Below are 26,361 nucleotides of genomic sequence, written 5' to 3' on the forward strand. Positions count from 1 at the left end.
CCTTCCCATAAAGATGGTTTTTCAGGCCCTTACTTTTGCGGGCGTCTTAAATAGGCAGGAATATCCAGATTGGAATCATCTGCCTGATCATCCTGTCCCTGCTGTTGGCGGGGAGGGGGATTATTGTAACCAGTTGGTCTGGCAGAGCGCTGCTGTTGCGGATCAACGAAAGGTGTAGACCGCTCTCCCCTCTGATCAGAGCCAGCTGAGCGATTACGGAAGAAGCGGCTGAAAAAACCGCCTCCTTCATGTTGGCCTGCATCGTCAGCATACGTAGGTGCTTCCGGTGCCCGAGGGGTCATGGGTTGCTGTGGCACAGTCTGTGCCGGATGTGGCACGTGATGATATTCCTGGCGTGGAGCAGGGGCAGCCGCAGGAACTTCTTTTGGCTTTTGTTCTACCGCATTCTGCTGGCTCTCATCAGAAGCAGTATCTGCCTGAGTTGCAGCCTGCAGAGCTTCTTGTTCTTCGCGGGAGACAATTCCCGTAGCGACCACGGAAACCTGGACCGTACCGCTCATTTCTTCACAGAAAAGTAGCCCCCCAATGATTTCGGCATCTTCGTGGGCTTCTTCGCGAATGCGTTCCATCACATTGGTATAATCGTGTAGCCCCAGATCCCTGCCGCCTGTGACATTAATCAGGAGGCCGCGTGCGCCACGAATGGATGTTTCTTCCAGAAGTGGATTGGAGATAGCGCGTTCTGCTGCAATTGTCGCCCAGTCCTGACCATCAACTTTACTGTCAGCGACACCAGTGCCCATCATGGCTTTACCCATTTCGCCCATGACGGTTTTGACGTCGGCAAAATCCAGATTGATCGTGCCAGGCACAACCATAAGATCCGTAATACTTCTGACGCCCTGATAAAGAACGTCATCCGCCATTTTAAAAGCGTCCATCAATGTCGTGGTTTGTGTGGCGCAGCTGAAAAGATTCTGGTTGGGAATGACAATCAGCGTATCAACATATTTTTGCAGCTCTGCGATCCCGGCATCAGCAGAACGGCAGCGTCTTATTCCTTCAAACTGGAAAGGTTTTGAAACAACGCCGATGGTAAGAGCGCCATTTTCACGGGCAATGCGTGCAATGACAGGAGCTGCGCCTGTTCCTGTGCCACCTCCCATACCGGCCGTAATAAACACCAGGTCAGCCCCTGTCAGATGCTGGCGAATTTCTTCTTCAACCTCTTCGGCTGATTTGCGTCCGATTTCAGGCTTGGCACCGGCACCAAGACCGCGTGTCAAATTAGGACCGAGCTGGAGACGCACATCAGCGCGAGAGTTGGCCAGTTGCTGTGCGTCTGTATTGGCGACAACAAATTCCACACTTTGCAGATCAGTAGCGATCATATTATCGACAGCATTACCGCCGCCACCGCCAACCCCGACAACTGTAATGCGCGGAGGGCTGACGACACTTGTGCTAGGGGTCGTTGGGGTCAGGTTCAGTGTCATATGTGCGGCTCCGAACGATAGAAAACAGAACGGCTGAGAGATTCAGTCAGGTGATTCAGCCAAAGGGCGTTGAAGAATTATACATGCCTGCCGATGAAATTAACAAGACGCTTCATCCAGTTTCGTCCCTGTAAACTGGTCTCCACGAGAGAAAATTGTGTATCTGCCCCCAAAGCCCAAGCCAACAGACCCGATGCTGTGGAAAATCCGGCTGAAATGGCTGAGCTTTCAGGCAGGTTTTGAATATTGACAGGCTGACCCAGCCGTAACTGACGGCCAAAAATGCGCGCAGCAACCGGCCCGATATCTGTCAGAAGGGAGGCTCCGCCAGTCAGAACCACTCTGCCTTCAGCCAATGGTCCCAGTCCGGCATTATCGAGCGCATGACGTGTCATTTCCAGAATTTCCTCGACCCGGGGGGCGATAATGGCAATTAACTGGGAACGGGAAATGCGCTCTGCCGTGCGGTCTGTGCCCGAAGGGAGGCGGATCGTATAATCCTCATTTTCAGAAAGATACTGGGCAGCCCCATGCATGGTTTTGAGCCACTCAGCAGTGTCTGTATGAACATTTAATGCAGAGGCGATATCACGGGTAATGTGATGCCCTCCAATACGTAACTGAAACGTATGAAGTAATTTCCCGTGAGAGAATGTGGCAAGAGAGGTTGTTCCAGCGCCCATTTCGACCACTGTCACACCCAGGTCACGCTCATCATGGTCCAGCACTGAAAGTCCAGCAGCAAACGGGCTGGAAACAAGGCCGGAGAGGCGTAATTCCGCCTTATTCAAAACAGTGCTGAGTGTCCGCAACGTGCTGGTATTGGCGTCAATCAGATGGAATTTACCCAGCAGATTCTGACATAAATGCCCACATGGATTCGGCACAGCATGTGTTTCATCAACATTAAATCCCAAAGGAAGAGTCTGGATGATTTCGCGACCATCTCGGTGGACTGAAAGGCGGGCATCTTCCAGTAAATCCCGGACGTCATCTTCCACCACTTCCCGATTGCCGATCATCATTGAAACATCTGTATGAAGGCTTGTTGGATTCCCTCCTGAGAGATTGACGATCAAATCATCAATATGCCTGCCCGTCTGTTTTTCAGCATCGCCCACTGTTGCGCGGATAACAGCTTCAGCCAGTCTGGTGTCTATAATAGCCCCTGATTGTATTCCTTCAGAGCGCCGCCATCCCCACCCCAGAACCTGTATTGCCCCGTTTTGCAGCCCTCGGCCAATAAGGCAGGTTGTTTTGGTTGATCCGATATCCAGAACTGCCTTGATTCCTGAGCGCCATTCAAAACCGGGACGTTTCTCTGTGGGGAGGATAGGGAGTACAGCCCTGTTCTCTCTCTCTGGGGAGGAAAGAAAAAGTTCGTTACTGGTCTGTCGTGAAGGCGAGGCGGGCATCAGGGATGTTTTTCAGCAAGACCGGAAGAGGGAGGAGGCAATGTTTTTTTCTTTAACGAAGAATCGACGGCAGGTGAAGCAGGAACTTTCTTGTCCATGACAGAAGTGGTCAGTTGTGGCTGAGGAGGTGTCTGTGGATCAGCAGGTTGTGATACGTGAATAACCATCCTGTCAGGCAGTCTCATATCAATGGCAGAAAGAGGACGTTCAAGAAGATGGAGAGTTTGCTGGTAGGCCTGAAGACGCTTCAATGCTGCTTCTTCAGCATTTTCCGGGAGCAAAATCAGGATCCCGTTCCTCATCATCATATTCCAGCGTCTATCCCCGATACGGATAAGAGCGGACGTAAGTTTGGCGATTTCAGGATAATGTTTGAGAGCGCAGATAAGCGGAGCGGCGTTTTCATTAGCGCCATTCCCTACAACAAGCGGTAATTTGCGAAAAATTTCGGTATCCGCCGTTGTGAATTGCTGCTCTGAAACAGGTTTTCCTTCTTCATTAATCAGCACAAAGTGACCATGGGTTTGCCATATGGCTGATGGAACACGTTCTGCCACCGTGATGACGATTGTATCAGGCAGGTGTCTTTCTACAATGGAACGTTCAATAAAGGGCAGTTTATTGAGTTTTAACCGGGCGTCCTCAACAGAGAAGCCGAATAGGTTATGGCCGGTATCTGTGTTGAGTTGAGCCATGATCGTGGCTCTGTCCGTAAGGTGGGCACCAATAATCGTGACTTTTTTTATTTTAAGAGGGTCAAGGGCTTCAAGCTTGCTTCTGATTGCCTCCATCTGCGAGTCAGACAGCATGTTGTAAAGCGTCCAGCCACTGCCAGTAGCAATCCCAAGAATGATAATCAGAAAAAATGTGCGGCCTAGCCCGATTTTGTGGCGTTGCCAGAAAAGAGACAGGCGTGAAGGTCTATCGCCTTCTATGGGATGTCTCGGTTTTTCTGGAGGGGGTGGGCCTGCGTACATGGAAGAAGGCTCAGCCTTTCTGCGGCGACATAAGAAGGGCAGACACAGAGGAGGCATTGAGAGAAAGCGCCTCTTTAATCAGCCATTCACACAGCTTGCCGTAAGAAAGCCCGCGATAGGCTGCCTGTTCAGGAAGTAATGAGGTAGGTGTCATGCCGGGTTGTGTGTTGACTTCAAGAATGGCCACTCTGCCTGTTTCCTGATCATAACGGAAATCAGTGCGGCTGGCGCCTGAGCATCCTAAAGCTTTATGGGCTTTAACAGCAAGAGAGCATAAATGGTCAGTCACGTCAGCAGGAAGTGCTGCGGGCACGATATGGCGTGACCCTCCGGCCTGGTATTTTGCGCTGAAATCGTAAAATTCGCCTGAAAGAGGAAGAATTTCTGTGACAGCAAGAGGCGTATCACGCATGACGCCAACAGTCAGTTCCTGCCCTGGAATATAATCTTCAACAAGGATGTTTTTGCCATAACGCCAGGAACGGGCAATGTCACAGCGTGTTTCATCTCCCGGTTGCATAATCGTAACCCCGACAGAAGATCCTTCCAAAAGGGGTTTGATAATATAGGGGCGGGGCAGTGGGTCTGACTTTGCCAGTTCTTCAGGAGAGATGACCAGTCCTTTAGCAACAGGCAGATTATGGGCCTCAAAAATAATTCGGCTTGTTGCCTTGTTCATGGCAATGGCTGAGCTGTGAACATCTGAATGGGTATAAGGCAGACCAAGCCAATGCAGCACACCCTGAATGGTGCCATCTTCTCCACCAAGGCCATGCAGTGCATTAAAAACAACATCAGGCCCATAGGCTTTTAATTCTGTAATGGTGCGCAGGAGATCCGTGCCGACATCCAGAGACTGGACTTCATGACCGAGTGACGCCAATGCCTGCGCAACAGATTTCCCACTTGAAAGACTGACGTCTCTTTCGCTGGAAGTGCCTCCCATCAGAACGGTGACTTTTAGAGGACGATCAGCTTTCTCATCATAGAAGGTATTATTCATGAAGGTCAGTCCGTAACAGAATTTTTAGTCATGCGTTCAGCAGAGGTCAGACCAAGGCGTTTAATTTCCCATTGCAAAAGGACACCACTCTGATCGAATACTTTCTTTCGCACTGTTTCCCCCAGTGTTTCAAGGTCGTCACTGCTTGCCTGTCCCAGGTTAAGCATAAAATTGCAATGTTTTTCACTCATCTGAGCATCGCCAATGCGTAAGCCCCGGCAACCAGCCTGGTCTATCAGCGACCAGGCTTTATGGCCGTCCGGATTACGGAAAGTCGAGCCCCCTGTCCGTGTTCTCAGAGGCTGGCTGGCTTCGCGAGAGGCCCGGATTTCAGAGAGTTTCTGCCGGATGAGAGTCGGGTCTTTTGGGTGTGCCTTCAAACGCAGACGTGTGACGATAAAGCCCGCAGGCAATTCGCTGTGACGGTAGCTCATATGCAGAGAATCGGCTTTCAGTCTGAGAGACTGTCCCGCTGGATCAAGGCCTTCCACCCAGTCCAGGCAATCGATCATTTCACCTCCATACGCTCCGGCATTCATGGCCACAGCACCGCCTAGAGAGCCAGGGATGCCAACCAGAAATTCCAGACCACCCAGTCCCAGAGACGCGGCTTTTTCTGCGACTGTTACGTCCAGTGCTGCTGCGCCGACAATAAGCCCGTCATGATCTTCTTCAATCCCGGCAAATTTGCCAGTCAGTTTGATAACAATGCCTTCAAGTCCCCCATCGCGGATAATGACGTTGGAGCACGCTCCAAGAATCGTCCGCGGCAGAGAAGGTGGGCACTGGCTGAGGAAATGTGCCAGATCCTTTTCATCTTCAGGGATGAACAACCAGTCAGCAGAGCCTCCACATCGAAACCATGTGCGCGGACCCAGTGGCGCATGTCTCAACAAGCGACCGCGAACCAGAGGAGGCGTAAAATTCTGAAGCATAATTTGCGTAATCAATTGGAGGTTTTAAAGAGTTTCAGAAAGTTTCTGTGGGAGCTGTTGAGCCCATTGTGTAATATTTCCGGCTCCAAGACAAATAACATAATCACCTGGGTGAGCATTTTTCTTGATGAGAGAAGGAAGATCATCAGGAGATGTAAGGCTGATTACATTGCGATGTCCATGATCGCGCAGTCCCTGTACCAGGGTTTCTTTCGTGATCCCTTCAATGGGATCTTCTCCGGCAGCATAAATATCGCTCACGATGACAATATCAGCATCATTCATACAGCCGCAGAATTCGTTAAACAGGTCTTTGACCCTTGAATAACGATGGGGCTGCACAACGGCAATAACCTGACCGGCACCAGCCTGACGGGCCGCTTTCAGAACGGCTGCAATCTCGACGGGATGATGACCATAATCATCGATGATCGTTACGCCATTCCACGTGCCGGTGCGTGTAAAGCGTCTTTTAACCCCTCTGAAGCCGGCCAGTGCCTCGGCAATGACCGTGTCTGAAATTTCCATTTCACTGGCGACAGCAATTGCGGCGAGGGCGTTGAGAATATTGTGGTTGCCAAACATGGGCAGAGTGAAAGGTCCAGCCTTGCGGGTACTGTTCTGGGCACGATTGGCGATGATAACGTCAAAACGTGCGCCCTGTGGGCCCATAATAATATTTTCTGCGCGTATATCGGCCTGTGGGCTGAAACCATAGGTCACCACACGATGATCAGAAAGCTGGGGAATCATCTGTTGCACGCGGGGGTGGTCAACACAGAGCACGGCAAAACCGTAAAAAGGAATATTGGAGACAAATTGCCGATAGCCCGCTTCCATCGCTTCATCTGTACCCCAATGGTCGAGATGCTCGGGATCCATGTTGGTGACAACAGCGATAACAGAAGGCAGGCGGAGGAAGGAACCATCACTTTCATCAGCCTCGACAACCATCCAGTCTCCTGACCCCATCCGCGTATTGGTGCCGTAAGCCTCAATAATACCGCCATTAATAACGGTTGGATCAAGCGAGGCCTGCTCCAGAACGCAGGCGACAAGGCTGGTTGTGGTCGTCTTGCCATGTGTGCCGCCAATCGCAATCGCCCAACGCAGGCGCATGAGCTCAGCAAGCATTTCTGCCCGCCGCACTACCGGGATCAGGCGAGCCCGGGCCGCCAGGACCTCAGGATTATCTCTTTTGACAGCAGTGGAAATAACAACAACCTGTGCATCATTCAGATTATTGGCGTCATGACCGATATAGACCGGAATACCGATTTTGCGCAGGCGCAGGACGTTACTATTTTCACTGATATCTGACCCCTGCACCTTATAGCCAAGCATATGCAACACTTCGGCAATACCGGACATGCCGATACCACCAATACCAACAAAATGAAGTGTTCCAATATTGAGAGGCAGGGCACGCATAGGGTCATCTCCAGGAAAAAATTAATAAAGGACGAAAAGAAAAAATCAGGAAATCTGTTTTTCAATCAGATCCGCCAGTTTTTCTGCGGCATGTTGGTGACGGAGCCCGGCAGAAGCCTGAGCCGCTCGGGCAAGCTGTGCAGGGTCGCTGAAAAGCTCTGTAAGTTTGCTTCTCAGAGCGTCGATTGTGAAGTCTTTCTGGCGAATCATCCAGCCAGCACCTGCTTGTTCAAGCGCCATGGCATTTGCGCCCTGTTCATCAGAGGCGGCAATGGGGAGGGGGACCATGATGGCCGGTTTTCCCGCCATCGTAAGCTCAGCGACAGAGGAACCACCTGCACGCCCGATGACCAGATGTGCTTTTTCCAGCACAGGGGCGACATCTTTAATAAAAGGAAGCAGGTCAGCTTTAATTCCTGCTTCCTTGTAACGGTTTTGCAGGTCAGGAATCAGCTCTTCCTTGAGTTGTTGGGTAATATGAAGGCGTTTTCTGATGGGAGCAGGTAAGGTGATCAGTGCTTCCGGCACGATCTGGCTGAAAATCTGTGCTCCAAGGGAGCCCCCCCATATAAGAAGCTCCAAAGGACTGTCTCCATCGCACTCGGGAGGGAGATAGGATTTTGCCGCCAGAGCTTCAATGTCAGCGCGAACAGGCATACCCGTTAAGCTGACAGTCGCCCCGGCAGGCAGACGGGCAACCGTTGCATAGGATGTGGCGATCGCTGTTGCAAAGCGGGCCAGCAACGCGTTGGCTTTTCCTAAAATGGCATTGCCTTCATGAATAACGATAACAGGGCGTTTTTTTGTAGAAAATAGGCTCCCTCCCAGCAATGGTGGCACAGAGGGATAACCACCAAAACCGATAATGGCAGCAGGTTTTATTTTTTTGATAAGATAACGGGCCGTCATGGTTCCTTTTAAGAGGGAAAAGACGCCCTGTAATTTATGTTTCAGTGATTTGCCCGCCACACCGGAACCAGGCAACACATATTGGGGAGAGGACGCAAAAGCGCCGATCTCGCGGTGTGTGTTGCGTCCATCAGTCATCAGGACGAGGTCATGCCCTCTTTGCAGAAGGCAGCTTGCCAATGCTTCAGCAGGAAAGAAGTGGCCGCCTGTGCCACCGGCAGCAATGATGATGGGAGCTTTCATGCTAGCGACCTTTTGAACTGGAGGATTCAAGCCTTAATGAGACCGAAGAGACGGGTGTTGCCACTGATGGTGGTGCAAAGAGCCCCGGGTCAACCCGGTGCCGTGTCAGGGCTAAGACCATTCCCAATGTCAGCGCAATAGAGATGGCGGAACTTCCCCCATATGAAATCAGTGGCAGCGTCATTCCCTTTGTGGGGATGAGGTGGAGGGTCGAGCCCATATTAATGAAGGCCTGAAGGCCAAAGCCTGTCACAAGGCCACTGGTTGAAAGAACAATATAGGGATTCTTATCACGGGTGAGGCGTAATAATGTCCTTAAGACAATAACGACATAAACAGCGATGATAAACAGGCAGAGAAGCAGGCCATATTCCTCTCCGGCGACAGCAAAAATAAAATCCGCATGAGCGTCCGGCAGGAGGTCCTTAACATGGCCTTCTCCCGGACCTTTTCCTAACAGCCCGCCATTGCCGAATGCCCGGAGAGACGTATCAATCTGGTAATGGTCTCCCACGTCGGGGTGCAAAAAGCGTTCGACACGTGACCGGACGTGGGCAAATTTTACAAAGGCAACCCCGAATGCCGCCAGCATGGCCCCGACAAGACCGATAAAGAAGATGATCGGCAGGCCATCAATAAAAAGCTGTATCGCAAAAACAGCTGTAATGACTGATAACATGCCGATGTCAGGTTGGGCCTGCAATAAAACCGCGATGACCAGAAATACCAGAAAAGCCGCCAGCCTGCCTGGGAACCTGAAACCGTTTGGAAATCTGAGCGTATTACGCAGATTGAGCAGCCAGCCCGTTACAACAGCAAAAAAAGGTTTCAGAAATTCCGATGGCTGCACCGACATGACCGGCAGGGAAATCCAGCGTCTGGCACCCTTGATTTCCATTCCATGGACAAGCGTCATGAACGTGGCCCCCAGCGCGACCAGACCACCAATGATCGCCAGGCGGCGAATGGCACGCGGCGTTAATGAGGACGTCAGTAAAAGAACGAGCCCTGCAATCGCCAGAAACACAACCTGCTTGAGAATAAACATATTGCGTGAAGCCCCGATACGGTGGGCCACCGCTGGGCTTGCCGCCAGCATCAATATATACCCGAGAGCCATCAAGATTCCGACACATGTCAGGGTCACATGGTCGATATTACGCCACCAGCGGGCATAAAAGGATGTGTCTGTGCGGCTTAATGATGACATGGCGTGACCTCAGAAAGTCGCTGCAAGTGCGTGAACGTATTGAGTAAATCGCTCACCACGTTCTTCAAAGCTCTTGAACTGATCGAAGCTCGCGCAGGCTGGAGAAAGCAATATGGTGTCGATCCCGGTTGCTTTGGCAGTTTTGAAAGCTTCTGAAACAGCAACGTCCAGAGTTCCGCAAGCGGTATAACTAACACCGTGTTCTTCCAGCGTCCGGGCAAACATATCACCATCCTGCCCGATCAGGCAGGCATGAGCGATATGAGGGAAAAGGGGCACCAGGCTTTCAATGCCGCCGGCTTTTGCAATGCCTCCGGCAATCCATATGACTTTGTCATAAGCTTTCAGGGCGTGGGACGTCGCTTCGGCATTGGTTGCCTTGCTGTCATTGACGAAACGGATATTATCAATGATGGCAACAGTCTGGAGACGATGATCGAGGCCAGGAAAACTTCTGATCGCCGTAGAAATAATGCCATCAGAAACGCCGAAAAACCGGGCGGTTGTGCAGGAGGCAACAATATTCTGTGCGTTATGGAGGCCCGGGAGGCTGGGGGCATCATAAGAGGAATAGGCCCGTTCCACGGACAGAATCATGAAAGGCACATTCTGGTGCTCAAGCTGGGGAATAACAGCTTTAACCCACGCGGCATTTTCACCTAATAAGGCGAGATCCTGCTCGTTCATATTATCAAAGACGTGTGCTTTGGCTTCGATATAGCCGTTCATGGAACCATGGCGCTCAAGGTGGTCTGGCGTCATGTTCAACCAGATAGCGCAATGGGCATGAAACTGGTCCAGGCGCTCCAGCATGTAAGACGACATTTCAATAACGTAGATGCCGTTATCGCCCAGTAAAGGGAGAGCCAGCGCTGCTGTTCCCAGATTGCCACCAGCGGCGACAGGAATCTTGGCTTCTTCAAAGATATGAGTGAGCAGGGCTGTTGTTGTGGATTTACCGTTTGTTCCGGTCACTGAAATAAATTGCGCGCGGGACCCGGCTTTCCGCACGGCGCGCCAGAGCAGTTCAGCGTCAGAGAGGATGGGGACAGATTGCGAGCGTGCTAGAATGGCCGTTGGATGGGGGTGTGGAAGAAGATGAGGAATCCCGGGAGAAAGGATTAAAGCCTCAAAACCCCGTAAATCAGTAATAGGAGCAAGGGTCAGCCCGGGTGCCTCCTCAAGCACGGGAGACCGGTCATCCCATGCCTGCACTTTGGCCCCCATGGCCAGAAGTGCGCGAACAACCGCGCTCCCATTACGGCCGAGACCACAGACAGCAAATTGTTTTCCTTCAAACAGTTTTGGAGGAAAGGAGTGGGGAGGAAGATGCGTCATCTTAATTTCAACGTTGCCAAACCACAGAGTCCCAGTACAAAGGCTATGATCCAGAAGCGTACGACAATTTTCGGTTCTTGCCAGCCCTTTTTCTCAAAATGATGATGAAGAGGTGCCATAAGAAAAACACGTCTGCCTGTTCTTTTGAACCAGAAAACCTGAATAATGACCGATAATGTCTCTGCAACAAATAGCCCGCCTACGATGCACAGAACCAGTTCATGTTTGACAGCGACAGAGATGCTTCCCAGCGCTCCTCCCAGAGCGAGGGAGCCTGTATCGCCCATAAAGACTTCTGCGGGGGGGGCGTTGAACCATAAAAATCCTAAAGCGGCCCCGATCAATGCCGCGCAGAAGACACTGAGCTCCCCCGTGCCGGGGATATAGTGGAGTTGCAGATAATCCGCGAAAACGTGGTTACCCACCATATAGGCAATCAGGGCGAAAACCAGGGCTGCAATAATAACAGGGACAGTCGCCAGGCCATCCAACCCATCAGTAAGATTAACGGCATTGCCAAACCCGCTGATGGTAATCATGGCAAAGAGAGGGAAAGCATAGCCCAAGGGGAGAATCAGCGATTTAGCGAATGGGAAGGCGACCGCATTACGTATTTCGGGTGGCGTGAGGGACTGAAGCCAGATCCCGGCAATGAGAGAGGCTAGAAACTCGCAGCCCAGACGCGTCTTTTTACTTAACCCTGTTGAGTTATGACGGGCCAGTTTTTCGTAATCATCAACAAAACCAACGGCACCAAAGGCCAGTGTCGTCAGAAGAACTGCCCAGACAAATCCATTATGAAGGTCCGCCCATAAAAGGGTCGAAAGTGTCAGACCGGAGAGGATCAGCATGCCTCCCATTGTCGGTGTTCCGGCTTTTTCAAGAATATGGCGTTCTGGTCCAACAGCTCTGATGGGTTGCCCATCACGCTGGATGCGTTTGAGATGGGCAATAAAAGGGCGCCCAAGGCAGAGGGTAAAGATTAAAGCCGTCAAACAGGCGCAGCCGGCCCGGAAGGTGATGTAATGGAAGAGGTTGAAAAAACCACCATGGTGCAGATTGTGGGCAGCAATGAGATTATAAAGCATAGAATCGGACTCAGTTCAGGTTTTGTCGACAGGGCCGAGTGTCGTTTCAAGACCCACTATCAGTTTTTTCATCTGGCTGCCCAGACTTCCCTTTACGAGAATCACATCACCAGGGCGCACTAATGGAGCCATAAGCGGAATCAATGCGCCAGAATTTTCGCCATAACCTCCTTGCAGTTCTGGGGGCAGAGCGTCAAACAGGGCTTTCATATAGGGACCGCAGCAGAAACAAAGAGCCTTGCTGTCAATGACAGCTTGTGCCAGGGCCTCATGCTCACGCTGTGAAAATTCTCCCAGTTCAAGCATATCTCCCAAAGCCACAAGGCGGCGGCCGGTTGGTTTGAGTGAAAGAGTCTTAAGGGACGCCCTGATGCTTTCGGGGGAGGCATTATAGCTTTCATCAATGATGGTGATGTCCTGTCCCAGAGAATAGGTTGCACCACGTCCCTTATCTGGAAGGAATGAGTGAAGCGCCTGGGCTGATGGCGCCAGAGCATAGCCAAGAGCGGCAACACATCCCAGGGTAAGTGAGGCATTGCGAATATGGTGAAGGCCAGGCAGGGAAAGCTGCACTGAAAGAACGGTCTTGTTGATCCGAAGTCTGAAGTGGCTCCCTGCTTCAGAAAGAATTGGGTCTTCAATATGGATCATGGCCGCGTCTGAAAAACCTGCCAGCCATAAATCTGCGGAAGAAGGGAGATAGCTCCTTACCAGAGTTTCGTAACCCGTATCATCGGGCATGATAGCGATGGAACCGGGATGTGTAAGGCTTGCGAAAAGAGACGCTTTTTCATGGGCAATGGCTTCCCGGCTTCCCATAAGGCCAAGATGAGCCGTGCCTATTGTGGTGATAATTGCGCAGTCAGGTTGGACCTGTGCGGCCAGTGGGGCGATTTCACCAACGTGATTCATCCCGATTTCACTGATGCAGAAATCCGCATCACGCGGCAAACGTGCCAATGTCAGGGGGACGCCCCAGTGGTTATTAAAGGAAGCGACCGAGGCATGAACCTTGCCATGAGGCGCCAACGCATGGCGCACCATTTCTTTTGTCGTGGTTTTGCCGACACTGCCACTGATAGCAATGGCTTTGCCCCTGAAACGTTTCCGGGCAAACTGTCCCAGTGCTTCAAGAGCTTTCATGGTATCTGTGACCAGCAGAATACGCGGGTCATTTTGCAGATCCTGTTCAATCAGGGCCTGCCTGTCGTGAACCATGACAGCTGCGGCCCCCTGGTCCAGCGCCTGCCTGATAAAACGATGACCGTCAGAATTATGCCCGATCAGGGCAATAAAGAGGTTCCCTTTCTGAAGGGTGCGGGTATCAATGGAAATGTCCCTGATACTCACTTCGGCAACGAGCGTGCCCCCCGTGGCGGAGCGGAGTTCAGAGCTGGACCAGAGGGGAAGAGAGCCGTTCATGAGCAAAGTTCTTTTGCAAGAGTGCGTGTGATGGTGCGGTCATCAAAAGGATGAATCTCATCTCCGATAATCTGTCCCTTTTCATGCCCTTTTCCGGCAACAATCAGGATATCGCCATCACCGAGTGAGCGGAGGCCCTCTGAAATTGCGTCGGACCGGGACGGAATTTCCTGCGCCCTGGGGCAGGTGTTTCTGATTTCCTGGCGGATAAGAGCGGGGTCCTCATGGCGTGGATTATCATCGGTAATAATAACCCGATCAGCCAGGCGTTCAGCGATTTGTCCCATAAGAGGGCGCTTGCCTTTATCCCGATTGCCACCGGCACCGAAAACAAGGGTGAGTTTCCCCTTTGTATGGGCACGGAGGCTGAGGAGAATATGTTCCAGCGCATCTGGCGTATGGGCATAATCAATATAGGCAGAAGCATTATTGGGCAGGGTCGCTACAAGTTCGCAACGCCCGGGAACATTTTTAAGCCCTGAAAGCAGGGAGAGTGTCTCAATAGTGTCGTGATGGTCTTTCCAGCAAAGGGCGGCTGCCATAAGGGCATTTTCCACCTGAAAGGCGCCGGCAAGAGGAATTGTCAGAGGGGAAAGGTTTTTCCCTGCAAATGTGAGCTCGATGATCTGCCCTGTTGTCGTTGGTGTAACATTTGTGATGCTCAGAAGATGGGCATTCCGGCCAATATCGCGAATTTCAAGATGACGTTCTCTGGCGATGGCGTGCAGGGCAGAGACGGTTTCCGGGTCCATATCCGCATTAAAGGCGGCAATCCCGCCTTCTATAAGTAATGTTCTGAACAGATGGAGCTTGGCCTCTCTATAGGCCTCTATTGTGCCATGATAATCCAGGTGATCGCGCGTCAGATTTGAAAAACCAGCCGCCTTGATGGTCAGTCCGTCCAGGCGGGACTGCACCAGACCGTGAGAGGAAGCCTCCAGAGCAACGTGATCGATTCCAGCCTGTTTCAGTCCTGCCAGCGCCTTTGCCAGACTGACAGGGTCAGGCGTTGTCAGAGGGGGCAGAGGGGGAAGGGAAACATCGGTAATCAGCCCGAGAGTGCCGATACTGGCTGCAGGAATATTTCGTTTCTGCCAGATCTGTCTGACAAAATCGACCGTGCTGCTTTTACCGTTTGTCCCTGTAACAGCGGTAATGAAGGAAGGCGGACCCCCTGCAAGCACCATAGCGGCAAGTGCGAGAAAATGGGCAGGGTTTTCAACAGCAAGCATTGGGACCGTCCGACCATCTTCCTGATGCTGAATAATATCAGGACAATGAGAGTCTTTCTGCCGGACAATAGCACTGGCCCCTTTAAAAATGGCCATGGAAATATAGGCGGCACCATCCTGCTGGCTTCCTTTAAGGGCAACAAAGAGACTGCCTGGCTGGACAGACCGGCTGTCAGCCGTAATGGAGGAAATCGTCACATCGTGCGGGACGTTCAGTGTGAGACCGGAATGATGGAGCAGCGAGGATAAAAGCATGATGAAGCCTGACAGAAATAAGTGAGGAAAAAGTGTTAATGACCTTTCGAACGGGAAGATTTTGGTTTGCGTGGGGGAGGAGCACCGGGGTCATTGCCGGGCCCTAAAGGTCTGACCCCTTTTGGAACGGGGGGCGTCAGCGAGATAGCCAGGTCCTGTTCAATTTTCTCCATCTGCTCAGGAGGGGGCGGGAACAGGCCGAGCATAGGGGCTGTGCGAGTCACGATTTTTGAAAATGTGGGGGCAGCAATCCAGCCCGCTGTTGTCCAGCCATGCGTTTCAGCGGTCGGTTTGGGAGCGTCTAACATGATGTACAGGGCATAATGGGGGTCATTCATGGGAAACACCCCGGTAAAGGCTGTAATATTGACGTGCTTCAGATAGCCCCCGTGAGCACCGACTTTTTCGGCCGTTCCGGTTTTGCCTCCGACAAAATAACCGGGACTTTCGGAATTGCGTCCTGTGCCTTTTGTCACGTCAAGGCGCAATATCCGGCGCAATATATCCGCATTTTCTTCCGAGAGGATGCGTGTGCCTTTTGGTGTTATGGTGGCATTTTCATCATGAGGTTGGGCGATAAGGGTAGGGGTAATCAAAAAACCTCCATTCCCCGCAGCTGCCGTGCCTCTTACGATGGCGAGAGGGGATTCAGCCACACCATGACCGAAGCCGACTGTCATAACCGTTGTCAGCCCCCAGTTGCGTTGCGAGGGCGCAATAGGGCGCCCGACTTCTGGGAGCTCAACAGGAACACGGTCAAGAAAGCCCATCTGTTTGAGCCACTCTCTTTGCCTTTTGGCGCCTACGTCAAGGGCAATATGCGCTGAAGCCGGATTGGAGGAGTAGGCCATGACAGAGGTTAGCGGGAGCCAGGGGGCAAAATGGTCTGATTTCAGATCAGAGATCTTGAAGCGCCCGACATGAATGGGAATTGTGGAAAAACGATCCCAGATATGAGCCACACCAAGCTGGAGAGCCATGGCTGCTGTTTGTAGTTTGAACGTGGAACCTGGCTCATACATGCCTGTGACAGCCCGATTAAAACGGGCATCCGCGGGGACATGGGCAAAATCATTGGCATCAAAATCGGGAAGACTGACCATGGCGAGGATTTCGCCTGTACGGACGTCCATTAAAATGGCACTGGCCCCGATCGCACTGAAATGCTCTTTGGCATTAAAGAGCTCTTCTCTGATCGCTGCCTGCACCCGTGTATCAATTGATAATTTCAGGGGAGCCGGATCGCTCATCAACCTTTTATCGAAATAACGTTCAACACCGGCAATGCCGTGGTCATCAATATCAACACTGCCCAGAACGTGGGCTGCAATATTGCCCAACGGGTAGCGGCGTTTCTCGCTATTTTCAAAATAAAGCCCCGGAATTCCGAGATTATTGATCGCGAGTTCCTGAGTGGGGGTAATATCGCGCGAGAGATAAACAAACTGCCTGTTCTGATGGAGGCGTTTTAAAATCAGGTCTTTATCAAGATCAGGTAAAATCGCACTTAATTTTGCGACCACATCTTCCGGGTCAATAATTTCCCGCGGGTTGGCATAGACCTGCACCATAGGTAGAGACAGGGCCAGAGGTTGCCCGTTACGGTCAGTAATAGTGGCCCGCTTGACATTGGGCAGTGTAAAACCACCACTCATTAACGCTTTAGGGTCCGGCTTGGGGATTTCAGGCAGTGCGGTTGCGATCTGGTTTGGCAAAGGGGCGACCGGAGCCAGCACTGTGGCTAAAATAGCCTTAAAGCTCACCGCTCCAAAAAGTATGAGAAATCCAAGCCCGACATAGACCAGCCGCCCCTGACGCCGTTCTTCCGGCGTTGGTTTGATTTTTGGTTTTTTCTCTTTAGGAGCAGATTTCTTCTTACCTTTTTCCTTTTCGTTCCGGCGTCTTCCCAGGCGGTTTTCTGAACGATCTTCTTTATCCATTCTGTCAGAAGAGGGATCAGGAGAATGCGGGGGAAGGGGAGGCTCTGCCATGTATGTCGTTTCAGCCGAAAGCGCGCGTAAGCTGTCACTTGATAAAAAGGAAAGGGGCTAGGAAAATCAGTCTGTCAAAGGAACAGGAGGGGGTAAGGGCGCCTGCAGGCTGGAAGCGGATTTCATGGGTGTTTTAATCACAGCATTTCTGCGGGAGGATTTCTCCTGAGAGCCGGACCAGGAAGCTGCTTCAATTTTGTTGGATGAAGCCATATCCTCGAAATCAGCCGCTTTATGTTCATTTCTTTTCATGTCCGCCCGGGCTGTCCTGTGAGCAGGGAAATTGTGTTCCTGCGCTTTTTTCTCTCTGTTATGCTGGGTCAGCATCGCGATGGTCTGATCCAGTGTGGATATTTTATGCGCAGAAGGACGGGCAGCCACTTTTGTAATATTGGTTGCCCGGACATTATTATGCGTGTTGGAGGCTGTGATCACAGGCGCTGTATTATGAACAGGCTTTGTAATTTCAACTGTGCGCGTGGGAGCCTTACTTTCATTGGGATGAGGGGCTGTCTCAGGCAAAGCGATAATCTGCTGAGGCGTATTCTGGACCAGCATAGGCTGCTGTACAGTCTGATGTGTCACAGCAGGCAAGACTGAGGCAAGCTTGTCCAATTTAACAAACTGGTGGGGGTCCACGGTTTCCAGTTCAGGAAGGAAGCGTTCAGAAAGGGCCGTCAGCCTGTCCGGCTGGTTAAGAAGGGCCCATTCAGTACGAAGCATAACTGTTTGTTCCTGCACTTTACGGGTGTCATGAACAATTTGCGTGATCTTCTGGTCAAGAAGGAGCGTATCGTGTTTCTTTGTGTAAAGAAACAGCCCTGAAAGAGCAGCCATAAGGGCAAAAAGAAAAGTCACGGGTCTAATCATGCTAAGACTCCAGCATTACCAAGACGGCGTAGCGCTCTCAGATGCGCACTTCTTGAACGGGGATTTTGACGGATTTCTTCGTCCCGGGGATGAAGTGCACGTGTGTAAAGGAGGGAAAATTCTTCCTGTGCGGCTGTAGCCCTGGCAGGAAGATAACGGGAATTCTGTTCCAACCGGCCGCTCAAACGCGCCATTGAGCGTTTTACCAGCCGGTCCTCAAGTGAATGGAACGTCACGACAACGAATACGCCGCCAGGGGCCAGCATTTGTGGCGCCACTTCGAGCGCTCGTTCTATTTCACCCAATTCGTCATTGACCGCAATTCTCAAGGCCTGAAAGCTTCGTGTCGCGGGATCAAAGCCGGGCCGTTCGCGGGGGACGCAACTACGAATAATATTCGCCAGGGCGAACGTGGTCGTGATGGGCGCCTCTGTGCGTGCTTTGACAATAGCACGTGCAATGGAACGTGCTTTTCTTTCCTCTCCGTAATGATAGAGGATGTCGGCGAGTGTCTGCTCACTTTCCTGATTAACAAAATCAGCAGCCGAGCGGCCATGTGCGCTCATGCGCATATCAAGATCGGCATCGAAACGGAAGGAAAAGCCTCTTTCCGCCTCATCAAGCTGATAAGATGATACGCCCAGATCAAGCACAATCCCGTCAAAAGGGGCTTCGTGCGAAAGGAGCGTGTCCATGGAGCCGAACGTGCCGTGATGGAGACGTAACTCACCGGGAAAATCTTTGAGAAGAGACTGTCCCCGTTTGATGGCAGCCGGATCACGATCAATGGCATGGAGTGTGACACCCGGGGTTGCCAGAATAGCCCGGCTATAGCCGCCCCCTCCGAATGTACCGTCCAGATAGCGGCCATTTTCTTTAACATTCAGCGCCTGAAGGACTTCAGGCAACATGACAGGGAAATGGCCTTCAGTCATGACGTTCCTCCTTGGAGGAGGGCAGGTGAGAGGCAGATTTCAAAGCACTTAATGCCTTGGCTTTCTGGCGTGCCTGCAAGCGGCGTTCAAGAGCGGCTTCAGGCGTCCATATCTGGAAAATTTTCCCCAACCCCATAAAGGTGACTTCCTTATCGAGACCAGCATGGGCTTTGAGAATATCGGGCAGAATGATACGGCCTTCCTTATCGCTATCAAGAGGGTAGGCATCGGCATACAGACTGGCTGCCAGATCCTCATGCTCTTCTGAGAGAGGATCATATTCCTCCAGAGGGGCAGCGAGCGAGGCAAAGCCATCTGCCGTCCAGCCTTCGATGCAGGGGTGCAGATGAGAAGGGCGCAGGATGACCAGAGCGTCTCCCGGATGAGCCTGTTCTTTTAAGGCGATTCTAAAGGATGCAGGAATGGAGACGCGTCCTTTGGCGTCAAAACGGTTACAATGAGTGCCTAAAAACATGCTCATTGCGCCCACTGCCCCCTTTCCTGATCTGATAACGACCCATCGTTATTGTGAAACCTGAAATTTCAGGATTCCTCATAGGAATAATGTTCTTATGGGAGCGTCCTGCACGTATTGGGATAACATGGGTAAACATGGGCGTCAAAAATTTTATGAAAAAAAATGCGCAGAATTCCGCGCTTATTTTCAAAATACGGAAAAAGCTTAGGGAAATAGGACTTTATTTATTAAAAAATGATTAATTACCTGTGATGTCAGGTAAAAGGGCGGCCTTTTTTTTAATTTCCGGGAATAATGTGAGAAAAACGTGATTTATTAAGTAGTTAGGAAGAATAGATGCCAGATGGTCTGTAAGCCGGGTTCTGTCCCCTTGCTGTGAAGCAAGGGAGGTGATCATTCATCTAGGACAGATTTTGCAATCTGTCTCACGCAACCAACCCGGACGGCGAGGCAGAATCCTCTGACAAAGTTTGTCAGCCGTCCCTATTCGGTTTTGCTCCCGGTGGGGTTTACCATGACCGCCTCTGTTACCAGAGGCGCGGTGCGCTCTTACCGCACCGTTTCATCTTTACCTGCACTTTCCAGAAACTGAAAAGCCGGCAGGCAGTCTCGTTTCTGTGGCACTTTCCCTAAGGTCACCCTCGCCGGCTGTTAGCCGGCACCGTTTTTCTGTGGAGCCCGGACTTTCCTCCAGAGTATTATAACTCCGGCGATCACCCGACCATCTGGCGTGGCGGAGAGTGCCTGCCTTACGCTATCAGGTCAAGAGCGGAAAAGGTGAATTATTTTGTGGCAAGCGGGCGGAATGTTCCCGGTGTTCCGGCATCTGTCGCAATATAGCCTGCAAGACGGTTTACCTTGATATTGAAAAGATTTTCCGCTGAAGCGCTTTCGCCAGGGCAGCCATTCCCATGGCGTCCCAGGACATTAATTGTCGGTTCGTTATTGGTGATATCCCCGTTAATGACAAAAACAAGGCATCTGCGCGGGAGGGTGGAAAGTTTTTTCTGGCGTATCACTGTGCGCAGATGTTCGACGAGGGCGCTATTATCGAACCAGCTGGTCTTTTTAAACGTGAACTGGTCATATATCGCATCCAAAGTGCCATTTTTAGCCATAAAAAACATGATCAGGATCAGCGGGATCATGATGATCAGCCGTCTTATGACATGTTGTTTGATAGAGCGTTTTTTATAAAGTGAGGCAAGGCCGGGGCGTTTGGCAGCGGGTTCTTGTGTCAAAGGAAAATCCATCCGAATGCAAAAAGGGAGGCAGTTTGTCTGCCTCCCTTCTGAAATAATATGAAAACAGAAGAAAGAAAATAACTCATTAATTCTTCATATTTTCGTGCCAGAAATCACCCGTTTCGTGGATAAATGCCTTTGCAGCCGTCGGGCCGCGTGTTCCGGCAACGTAATGTTCCATAGGAACCTTGTTTTCAGCCCAGGCCTTCAGTGTTGGTTCAACCCATGCCCATGCGGCTTCAACTTCATCCCGGCGGATAAAGAGCGTCGGGTTTTCTCGCACGACATCAAGCATTAACCGCTCATAGGAGTCAGGAATGAGCGATCCATCCGTTGTGGCGAAAGCGCTGCTCAGGTCAAGCTGTTGGAACGTAAAGCCGGGTGAGGAGGGGTTTTTGGCATTGATGGTAAGATCAATCCCTTCATTTGGCTGAATGCGGATAACGAGCTTGTTTGGGTGAGGGAGGTGCCCGAAAAGCCCTTGATGCGCTTTTTTAAACGTAACGACCACTTCGCTGATTTTGAATTTAGAACGTTTCAGGGTGCGGATATAGAAAGGAACATTCTTCCAACGCGGGGTATCGACGTAGGCACGCAAGGCTGCGTACGTTTCAGTATTGCTGGGTTTGCCAAGTTCATCAAGATAACCTGAGACAGGCTGATCGCCGATCCCGCCTTTGGTGTACTGGGCGCGGAGAGTTTCCGTTTTTACAGCATCCCCTGTAATGGGACGTAGTGCTTTGAGGACTGCAACTTTTGCATCTCTGACGGCGTCAGCATCCAGGGCTTCCGGCTCTTCCATGGCGCAAAGGCTGAGGATCTGAAGCAGATGGTTCTGGATCATGTCACGCAGGGCGCCAGACTTGTCGTAATACTCGGCGCGGCCTTCCACACCCACTGTTTCAGCGGCGGTAATCTGGATTGACTGGATATATTCGTGGGACCAGACAGCATTGAGAAATGGATTGGCAAAACGCAATGCGGTGATGTTCTGCACCGTTTCTTTGCCAAGATAATGGTCAATACGATAAATCTGGTGCTCTTTGAAATAATGACTGACACTGTCATTGATTTTTCTGGCAGAAAGGCTGTCTGTCCCAATGGGTTTTTCCAGAACAACACGGGACTGGGGTGTGATCATACCCTGTTTGGCAAGATTCTCGCTGATGGAGCCGAAGAGCTGGGGAGCGGTGGAATAATAAAACACCCTCACTTGCCCTGAGGGTGACTGGGCAAGTTTCTCGCTTAATTCGGACCAGTTACTATCACTTTTGGTGCCGTCCAGCTGAACATAATCCAGCATGTCCAGGAAATGTTTGATAATGGTTTCGCTTCTATTGGCATCAGGGACGAAGCGTTCAAGCGCCTGATGGGCCAGTTCCTGAAATTCTTCGCGTGTATAAACGGAACGAGCTGTGCCGATAATGCGGGCACCTTTGGGAATATGGCCCAGGCGAAGCTGGTTATAAAGACTGGGGAGCAACTTGCGCATTGTGAGGTCGCCCGTTGCGCCGAAAATGATATAATCAAAAGGAACAGTCTGCTGGGAACCGGTCATAATGAATAATCGCCTTTCCTGTTTGAGCGCAGGCCGCGCTTATAATGATAAAAATGCATTTCAGAATATCTGTCGCTGTCCCATTTAGAACGGCCTGAGGTCAGTATCTGTCAAGAGGAGGAAGAGGGCGGTTGGCCGCCAGAAAGAGCGGAAGAGAGCTGTTCAAAAAACTTTTACTTTACAGAGTGGGAGAGGAGCGTTTTGTCGGTCATTTTTTGGGTCTTACCAATGAGAAAAAGATGTTTTTTTTCCTTGAAAGAGGTAGATTTATTGACCAGACCACAGGGACACGATAAGCCGCAACACGGTACTACGGAATCGTAAAAAGAAAGAGGATCAAAGGCTGATGGAGTCAGAAACTGCAATCACAGGGGGCATTGCCGCTGATCGCTTACGTTCTATCATCGAACGTGTTGAGAGGCTTGAGGAAGAACGCAAGGCTCTGGGCGGTGATATAAGGGATATCTTTGCTGAAGCGAAGTCAGCCGGCTTTGATGTGAAAGTCATTAAACAGATTATCAGGTTGCGTAAACAGGAACCGGCAGAGGTTGAAGAGCAGGAGACTCTTCTGGACATTTATCGTCGTGCCCTGGGGATGTAAATAAATAATTTTTTAAAACAATCTGTCTTTTGAAAGCTCTGTTGGCGGCAGGATTCTCGCCAATAGAGCTTTTTTTATCAGATCATTATGCATTGCTGAAATCAGGCCGCTGAATCCTGGAAAACCTTTTGGAGCAACTCACTGAAATGGTGCATCAGCGGTCGGTTTGAGGATTTACGCATGGCAATGGCAAGGTTGGAATAGGGGGCAGGCTCTTCAATCTCGTGATAAGTAATGCCCTCTGTATGGAGCTGCCTGAGCGATTCAGGAACGACAGAAACGCCCAGTCCGGCTGCAACAAGAGGGATTGTGCCGGCAATCTGTGGGGCTTGTTGTCCTAAAGGAGGGGTCGCACCGGCATGTTGGTAGGCTGCCAAAATAGAATCATAAAATCCTGGCCCTAATTCCCGTGGGAAAATGATAAGCGGGTCGTCCTCTATTTCATTGAGGCGGATTTTCGTCTTGCCTGAAAGAGGGTGGCCGGTTGGAAGAGCCACCAGAGTGGGTTCCTGAAGCAGGGGAATGACCGCAATCAGGTCAGGATCTGTGACGGGAGGTCGTACAACCGCAATATCAAGCTGGTAATTAAGTAGAGAGGCACATAAAGCGGGCGTATTACTTTCCTCCAGAGAAAGAACAACATCGGGCGATAAATGCCTGAATTGCCGGATAGCAAAAGGAATGGCCGGCAGGAGAGGAACAGAACCAGCCAATCCGATCCGCAGGCGCCCTTTTTTGCCTTCAGCAAGACTCTGAGCGTTTTCGATAAATTGTTGCTTAAGCTCAAGGATAAGGCGTGCCTGGGGCAGAAGCATCTGTCCAGATTCCGTCAGTGTGACACCCCGTGTCTGGCGGATAAACAGCGTGACGCCCAGAGTCTCTTCCATTTTGCGCAATTGCTGGCTGAGAGGGGGCTGCTCCATTGAGAGATTTTTCGCCGCAAGAGTGATACTTCCTGCGTCAGCAACAGCGGTAAAATATTGGAAATGTCTGATATCCATATTCATTTATCCCGATTTATCTATCTCGTGAATTTCGCTGGATGTGCGTTGTAGTAATAAAATTTTCTGAATGAGTTAAAAGCATATATTTTTTATATGGATCTGGATAGCATATACATAATGTATGAATATAGTTTAAACTATATATTTGAAATACGTTTAAAGGCGTAATATCTTCCTCCCCATAGTCGGGAATGGGAGGGTATATGACCAAACCGTTGGATAAGAAGACAACACTGTCTCGCAAGACCAATTGCCTTTATCAGACATCAACAATGTCCGCTTTGCTGGACGCTGTTTATGATGGCGAGACGACGCTTGATGATTTGTTGCAACATGGTGATTTCGGACTGGGGACGTTTAACGCCCTGGACGGAGAGATGATTGTTGCAGGCGGCGTCGTAAAACAGTTTCGGGCCGAAGGAATCGCTTCAGAGGCTCATGGTGGTTTGAAAACGCCATTTGCCTGCGTGACATTTTTTGAGCCTGAAAAGATTATTGAACTCGATAAACCTCATAACAAGGAAGAGTTCGAGGCTATTGTTGACGGCCTGATCGGTAACCAGAATCTTTTTGGGGCGATCCGTTTTACAGGGGAGTTTGAGGTTGTGGATACGCGTACTGTCTTCTGTCAGTGCAGGCCATATCCTCATATGCTTGATGTCGTCGCCCGCCAGCCGACATTCACGATGAATAATATATCAGGGCAGATGCTCGGATTCCGTACGCCGCACTTTATGCAGGGCGTCAATGTTGCGGGCTATCACCTTCATATATTGAGCGATGATGCCAAACATGGCGGCCACGTGACAGATTACGTGGTAAAACGCGGGAAGCTGGAAGTCGCAAGTATTTCAGATCTGGAAATAGAGCTTCCCCGCACGAAAGAGTTTGCAGAGGCTGACCTTTCTCCTGAAGGATTGAGCGATTCAATCAGGGTCGCTGAAGGCGGATAAGTGCGCTCGGGAAACCGTTATTTCCCTTTTTCAGATTTAAAATATTTCCCAAGGATATCATGACACAGAAACAGAAAGCTCCGACTGAGCAGATTACGGCTGAGCTGATTGTGCGTAATCTTGAAGCCCACGGAACCAAGCATGTATTTGGTATTCCGGGTGCTAAAATTGACCGTTTATTTGAAGCACTGGAAGATTCTTCGATCGAGACGATTGCTGTTCGTCATGAACAGAATGCCGCTTTTATGGCCGCAGGAATCGGGCGTATTACGGGCAAGGCGGGTGTTGCATTGGTAACGTCAGGACCGGGTGTCTCCAATCTGACAACAGGTCTGGCGACAGCAACGTCCGAGGGGGATCCCATGCTGGCGATCGGCGGGGCCGTGGGACGCGCTGACCTGGTGAAGCTTACTCATCAGAGCATGGACACAGTCAGTATGCTCCGTCCGGTCACAAAATATAGTGCAGAGATTGGTGCGCCGGCCGCAACCTCTGAAATTGTCACCAATGCCCTCCGTACAGCCGAATCAGGCCGGCCTGGTGCTTCGTTTGTCAGTGTGCCGATGGATGTGCTGAATCTGCCGGCTCCCTATGGCGTGTTGACAAATTGCACAGCGCCGAAAAGTGGTCCTGCACCGGAGGATTATATTAATGAAGCCGCTGAGGAACTGAAAAAGGCAAAGAAGCCTGTTATCCTGCTTGGTATGCTCGCCAGCACACCAGAGACTGCTGAAGCAGTGAGGCAATTTGTATCCCATACGGGCCTGGCCGTTGTTGGTTCATATCAGGCTGCCGGTGCCATTTCTCATGATTTGTTACCACAATTTGGTGGGCGCGTCGGGCTGTTTCATAACCAGCATGGTGATCACCTTCTTAACGAAGCGGATCTGGTTCTCGCGATTGGCTATAATCCGATCGAATATGACCCGATTTTATGGAATCTGAAAGCAAGCCGTCCGCTTATCAATATCGATGTCGTTCCTGCCCAGATCGATAATGCCTATGCGCCAACATGCGAATTGATTGGCGATATTGCTCAGACACTTTCCCATTTGAAGCGTAAAGTTGGGAAAATCGGGCTTACAGCGGATCTGTCCAAAATTCTTGAAGATTACCGGACTGATTTAAAACATAGTTTTGCCGTTGCAAAAAGTCACCGTAAAGGGATGCTGCATCCTCTCGAGATTGTCAAAACTCTTGAAGCTTTTATTCAGCAGGATATTACGCTTTGCCTTGATATGGGGTCGTTCCATATCTGGCTGGCGCGTTATCTTCACGCTTTCAGAGCTCGGCAAATTCTCATGACAAACGGTCAACAGACCATGGGGGTAGGGTTACCCTGGGCCATGGCTGCCAGCCTTGTGAACCCCGCGCAGAAAGTCATTTCCATCTCCGGTGATGGCGGCTTTATGATGTCATCAATGGACCTTGAGACGGCCGTGCGTCTGAAGTCCAATATTATTCATCTGATCTGGGTGGACCACCATTATAATATGGTTAAAATCCAGGAAGAGAAAAAATATGGACGTGAGGCAGCTGTTGCGTTTGGTGACATTGACTTCGCTCTTTATGCCCAGTCCTTTGGGGCGAAAGGCGTTAATGTGACGTCGGTTGAGGAGCTGAAACAGTCTCTTTCTGAAGCCATGGAAACAGAAGGACCTGTTGTGATTGCAATATCTGTTGATTATACAGATAATCATAAGCTTCTTGCACCACTTGCGGCATTAGGAGGATCCCCTAACGCTTCAGCTTGATAAATATTGTTAAGAAAATTCTGTTAAAGTAACATAATTGCTATTTGTATCCGTCTGT

General features: G+C 50.7%; 22 protein-coding genes and 1 other RNA gene. 3 read left to right on the forward strand and 20 right to left on the reverse strand.

The annotated features are described in order from the left end of the window. Nucleotides 1-29 precede the first annotated feature (29 nt). From ftsZ to zwf, 19 genes are all read right to left on the reverse strand, one after another. A complete protein-coding gene (gene ftsZ / locus ACSYSY_RS03240) occupies nucleotides 30-1,457 on the reverse strand; it encodes a cell division protein FtsZ (RefSeq protein ID WP_491707876.1) in 1,428 nt (475 codons plus the stop codon). 77 nt (nucleotides 1,458-1,534) lie between these two features. Then, nucleotides 1,535-2,872: a cell division protein FtsA gene (gene ftsA / locus ACSYSY_RS03245; protein WP_491707877.1), complete on the reverse strand. Its 1,338-nt coding sequence runs from the start codon at nucleotides 2,870-2,872 to the stop codon at nucleotides 1,535-1,537. Beyond that, nucleotides 2,872-3,849, reverse strand: a complete 978-nt coding sequence (locus ACSYSY_RS03250; protein ID WP_491707878.1) for a cell division protein FtsQ/DivIB — start codon at nucleotides 3,847-3,849, stop codon at nucleotides 2,872-2,874. The genes ftsA and ACSYSY_RS03250 overlap by 1 nt, the downstream gene beginning before the upstream one ends. 10 nt (nucleotides 3,850-3,859) lie before the next feature. Next, on the reverse strand, nucleotides 3,860-4,852 hold the full coding sequence (locus tag ACSYSY_RS03255; RefSeq protein ID WP_491707879.1) for a D-alanine--D-alanine ligase: 993 nt from the start codon (nucleotides 4,850-4,852) through the stop codon (nucleotides 3,860-3,862). Between the two features lie 5 nt (nucleotides 4,853-4,857). Further along, entirely contained in the window at nucleotides 4,858-5,787 is a 930-nt protein-coding gene (gene murB / locus ACSYSY_RS03260; protein ID WP_491707880.1) for a UDP-N-acetylmuramate dehydrogenase, read from the reverse strand. Between the two features lie 24 nt (nucleotides 5,788-5,811). After that, nucleotides 5,812-7,218, reverse strand: coding sequence for a UDP-N-acetylmuramate--L-alanine ligase (gene murC, locus ACSYSY_RS03265; RefSeq protein WP_491707881.1), 1,407 nt, complete (start codon nucleotides 7,216-7,218; stop codon nucleotides 5,812-5,814). 45 nt (nucleotides 7,219-7,263) lie between these two features. Further along, nucleotides 7,264-8,370, reverse strand: a complete 1,107-nt coding sequence (murG, locus tag ACSYSY_RS03270) for an undecaprenyldiphospho-muramoylpentapeptide beta-N-acetylglucosaminyltransferase (protein ID WP_491707882.1) — start codon at nucleotides 8,368-8,370, stop codon at nucleotides 7,264-7,266. Nucleotide 8,371: 1 nt separating this feature from the next. Continuing rightward, nucleotides 8,372-9,580, reverse strand: a complete 1,209-nt coding sequence (locus ACSYSY_RS03275) for an FtsW/RodA/SpoVE family cell cycle protein (RefSeq protein ID WP_491707883.1) — start codon at nucleotides 9,578-9,580, stop codon at nucleotides 8,372-8,374. Between the two features lie 9 nt (nucleotides 9,581-9,589). Beyond that, nucleotides 9,590-10,918 carry a UDP-N-acetylmuramoyl-L-alanine--D-glutamate ligase gene (gene murD, locus ACSYSY_RS03280; RefSeq protein ID WP_491707884.1) on the reverse strand — a complete coding sequence of 443 codons (1,329 nt, stop codon included), beginning with the start codon at nucleotides 10,916-10,918 and terminating at the stop codon, nucleotides 9,590-9,592. Then, nucleotides 10,915-12,006 (reverse strand): phospho-N-acetylmuramoyl-pentapeptide-transferase, encoded by a 1,092-nt coding sequence (mraY, locus tag ACSYSY_RS03285; RefSeq protein WP_491707885.1) that lies wholly within the window; start codon nucleotides 12,004-12,006, stop codon nucleotides 10,915-10,917. Before mraY ends, murD begins: the two co-directional genes overlap by 4 nt. A gap of 15 nt (nucleotides 12,007-12,021) precedes the next feature. Beyond that, the gene (locus ACSYSY_RS03290) at nucleotides 12,022-13,428 is read right to left on the reverse strand and encodes a UDP-N-acetylmuramoyl-tripeptide--D-alanyl-D-alanine ligase (RefSeq protein ID WP_491707886.1); all 1,407 of its coding nucleotides are present in this window, start codon (nucleotides 13,426-13,428) and stop codon (nucleotides 12,022-12,024) included. Then, nucleotides 13,425-14,915, reverse strand: coding sequence for a UDP-N-acetylmuramoyl-L-alanyl-D-glutamate--2,6-diaminopimelate ligase (locus tag ACSYSY_RS03295; RefSeq protein WP_491707887.1), 1,491 nt, complete (start codon nucleotides 14,913-14,915; stop codon nucleotides 13,425-13,427). Before ACSYSY_RS03295 ends, ACSYSY_RS03290 begins: the two co-directional genes overlap by 4 nt. Before the next feature lie 35 nt (nucleotides 14,916-14,950). Next, entirely contained in the window at nucleotides 14,951-16,855 is a 1,905-nt protein-coding gene (locus tag ACSYSY_RS03300; RefSeq protein ID WP_491708206.1) for a peptidoglycan D,D-transpeptidase FtsI family protein, read from the reverse strand. Between the two features lie 117 nt (nucleotides 16,856-16,972). After that, nucleotides 16,973-17,776 carry a cell division protein FtsL gene (gene ftsL, locus ACSYSY_RS03305; RefSeq protein ID WP_491707888.1) on the reverse strand — a complete coding sequence of 268 codons (804 nt, stop codon included), beginning with the start codon at nucleotides 17,774-17,776 and terminating at the stop codon, nucleotides 16,973-16,975. Continuing rightward, nucleotides 17,773-18,711 carry a 16S rRNA (cytosine(1402)-N(4))-methyltransferase RsmH gene (rsmH, locus tag ACSYSY_RS03310; RefSeq protein ID WP_491707889.1) on the reverse strand — a complete coding sequence of 313 codons (939 nt, stop codon included), beginning with the start codon at nucleotides 18,709-18,711 and terminating at the stop codon, nucleotides 17,773-17,775. The genes ftsL and rsmH overlap by 4 nt, the downstream gene beginning before the upstream one ends. Then, complete coding sequence (gene mraZ, locus ACSYSY_RS03315; RefSeq protein WP_491707890.1) at nucleotides 18,704-19,192, reverse strand: division/cell wall cluster transcriptional repressor MraZ; 489 nt, start codon at nucleotides 19,190-19,192, stop codon at nucleotides 18,704-18,706. The genes rsmH and mraZ overlap by 8 nt, the downstream gene beginning before the upstream one ends. 332 nt (nucleotides 19,193-19,524) lie before the next feature. Next, nucleotides 19,525-19,918, reverse strand: an RNA gene (gene rnpB, locus ACSYSY_RS03320) — RNase P RNA component class A. Between the two features lie 53 nt (nucleotides 19,919-19,971). Beyond that, nucleotides 19,972-20,430, reverse strand: coding sequence for a hypothetical protein (locus tag ACSYSY_RS03325; RefSeq protein WP_491707891.1), 459 nt, complete (start codon nucleotides 20,428-20,430; stop codon nucleotides 19,972-19,974). Nucleotides 20,431-20,518: 88 nt separating this feature from the next. Continuing rightward, complete coding sequence (gene zwf, locus ACSYSY_RS03330; RefSeq protein ID WP_491707892.1) at nucleotides 20,519-21,991, reverse strand: glucose-6-phosphate dehydrogenase; 1,473 nt, start codon at nucleotides 21,989-21,991, stop codon at nucleotides 20,519-20,521. A gap of 346 nt (nucleotides 21,992-22,337) precedes the next feature. Between zwf and ACSYSY_RS03335 the strand changes: the two genes are divergently transcribed. Continuing rightward, entirely contained in the window at nucleotides 22,338-22,592 is a 255-nt protein-coding gene (locus ACSYSY_RS03335) for a DUF2312 domain-containing protein (RefSeq protein ID WP_491707893.1), read from the forward strand. A 101-nt stretch (nucleotides 22,593-22,693) separates the two neighbouring features. Here the strand turns inward: ACSYSY_RS03335 and ACSYSY_RS03340 are convergent, their stop codons facing one another. Next, complete coding sequence (locus ACSYSY_RS03340; protein ID WP_491707894.1) at nucleotides 22,694-23,593, reverse strand: LysR family transcriptional regulator; 900 nt, start codon at nucleotides 23,591-23,593, stop codon at nucleotides 22,694-22,696. Between the two features lie 206 nt (nucleotides 23,594-23,799). Here ACSYSY_RS03340 and budA point away from each other — a divergent pair, with 206 nt between their 5' ends. Then, the gene (gene budA / locus ACSYSY_RS03345; RefSeq protein WP_491707895.1) at nucleotides 23,800-24,549 is read left to right on the forward strand and encodes an acetolactate decarboxylase; all 750 of its coding nucleotides are present in this window, start codon (nucleotides 23,800-23,802) and stop codon (nucleotides 24,547-24,549) included. A gap of 59 nt (nucleotides 24,550-24,608) precedes the next feature. Further along, complete coding sequence (gene alsS / locus ACSYSY_RS03350) at nucleotides 24,609-26,303, forward strand: acetolactate synthase AlsS (protein WP_491707896.1); 1,695 nt, start codon at nucleotides 24,609-24,611, stop codon at nucleotides 26,301-26,303. Nucleotides 26,304-26,361: the final 58 nt, after the last annotated feature.

It is taken from the genome of Aristophania sp. ESL1100, assembly GCF_058511235.1.

Coding starts and splice junctions, on each gene's coding strand:
- ftsA (WP_491707877.1), bottom strand. CDS start 2,872: ATGCCCGCCTCGCCTTCACGACAGACCAGTAACGAACTTTTTCTTTCC.
- murB (WP_491707880.1), bottom strand. CDS start 5,787: ATGCTTCAGAATTTTACGCCTCCTCTGGTTCGCGGTCGCTTGTTGAGA.
- ACSYSY_RS03295 (WP_491707887.1), bottom strand. CDS start 14,915: ATGCTTTTATCCTCGCTGCTCCATCATTCCGGTCTCACACTGAACGTC.
- rsmH (WP_491707889.1), bottom strand. CDS start 18,711: ATGACTGAAGGCCATTTCCCTGTCATGTTGCCTGAAGTCCTTCAGGCG.
- ACSYSY_RS03275 (WP_491707883.1), bottom strand. CDS start 9,580: ATGTCATCATTAAGCCGCACAGACACATCCTTTTATGCCCGCTGGTGG.
- alsS (WP_491707896.1), top strand. CDS start 24,609: ATGACACAGAAACAGAAAGCTCCGACTGAGCAGATTACGGCTGAGCTG.
- ACSYSY_RS03340 (WP_491707894.1), bottom strand. CDS start 23,593: ATGGATATCAGACATTTCCAATATTTTACCGCTGTTGCTGACGCAGGA.
- ftsZ (WP_491707876.1), bottom strand. CDS start 1,457: ATGACACTGAACCTGACCCCAACGACCCCTAGCACAAGTGTCGTCAGC.
- murD (WP_491707884.1), bottom strand. CDS start 10,918: ATGACGCATCTTCCTCCCCACTCCTTTCCTCCAAAACTGTTTGAAGGA.
- murG (WP_491707882.1), bottom strand. CDS start 8,370: ATGAAAGCTCCCATCATCATTGCTGCCGGTGGCACAGGCGGCCACTTC.
- zwf (WP_491707892.1), bottom strand. CDS start 21,991: ATGACCGGTTCCCAGCAGACTGTTCCTTTTGATTATATCATTTTCGGC.
- ftsL (WP_491707888.1), bottom strand. CDS start 17,776: ATGATTAGACCCGTGACTTTTCTTTTTGCCCTTATGGCTGCTCTTTCA.
- budA (WP_491707895.1), top strand. CDS start 23,800: ATGACCAAACCGTTGGATAAGAAGACAACACTGTCTCGCAAGACCAAT.
- ACSYSY_RS03300 (WP_491708206.1), bottom strand. CDS start 16,855: ATGGATAAAGAAGATCGTTCAGAAAACCGCCTGGGAAGACGCCGGAAC.
- ACSYSY_RS03290 (WP_491707886.1), bottom strand. CDS start 13,428: ATGAACGGCTCTCTTCCCCTCTGGTCCAGCTCTGAACTCCGCTCCGCC.
- mraY (WP_491707885.1), bottom strand. CDS start 12,006: ATGCTTTATAATCTCATTGCTGCCCACAATCTGCACCATGGTGGTTTT.
- ACSYSY_RS03255 (WP_491707879.1), bottom strand. CDS start 4,852: ATGAATAATACCTTCTATGATGAGAAAGCTGATCGTCCTCTAAAAGTC.
- mraZ (WP_491707890.1), bottom strand. CDS start 19,192: ATGAGCATGTTTTTAGGCACTCATTGTAACCGTTTTGACGCCAAAGGA.
- ACSYSY_RS03335 (WP_491707893.1), top strand. CDS start 22,338: ATGGAGTCAGAAACTGCAATCACAGGGGGCATTGCCGCTGATCGCTTA.
- ACSYSY_RS03250 (WP_491707878.1), bottom strand. CDS start 3,849: ATGTACGCAGGCCCACCCCCTCCAGAAAAACCGAGACATCCCATAGAA.
- murC (WP_491707881.1), bottom strand. CDS start 7,218: ATGCGTGCCCTGCCTCTCAATATTGGAACACTTCATTTTGTTGGTATT.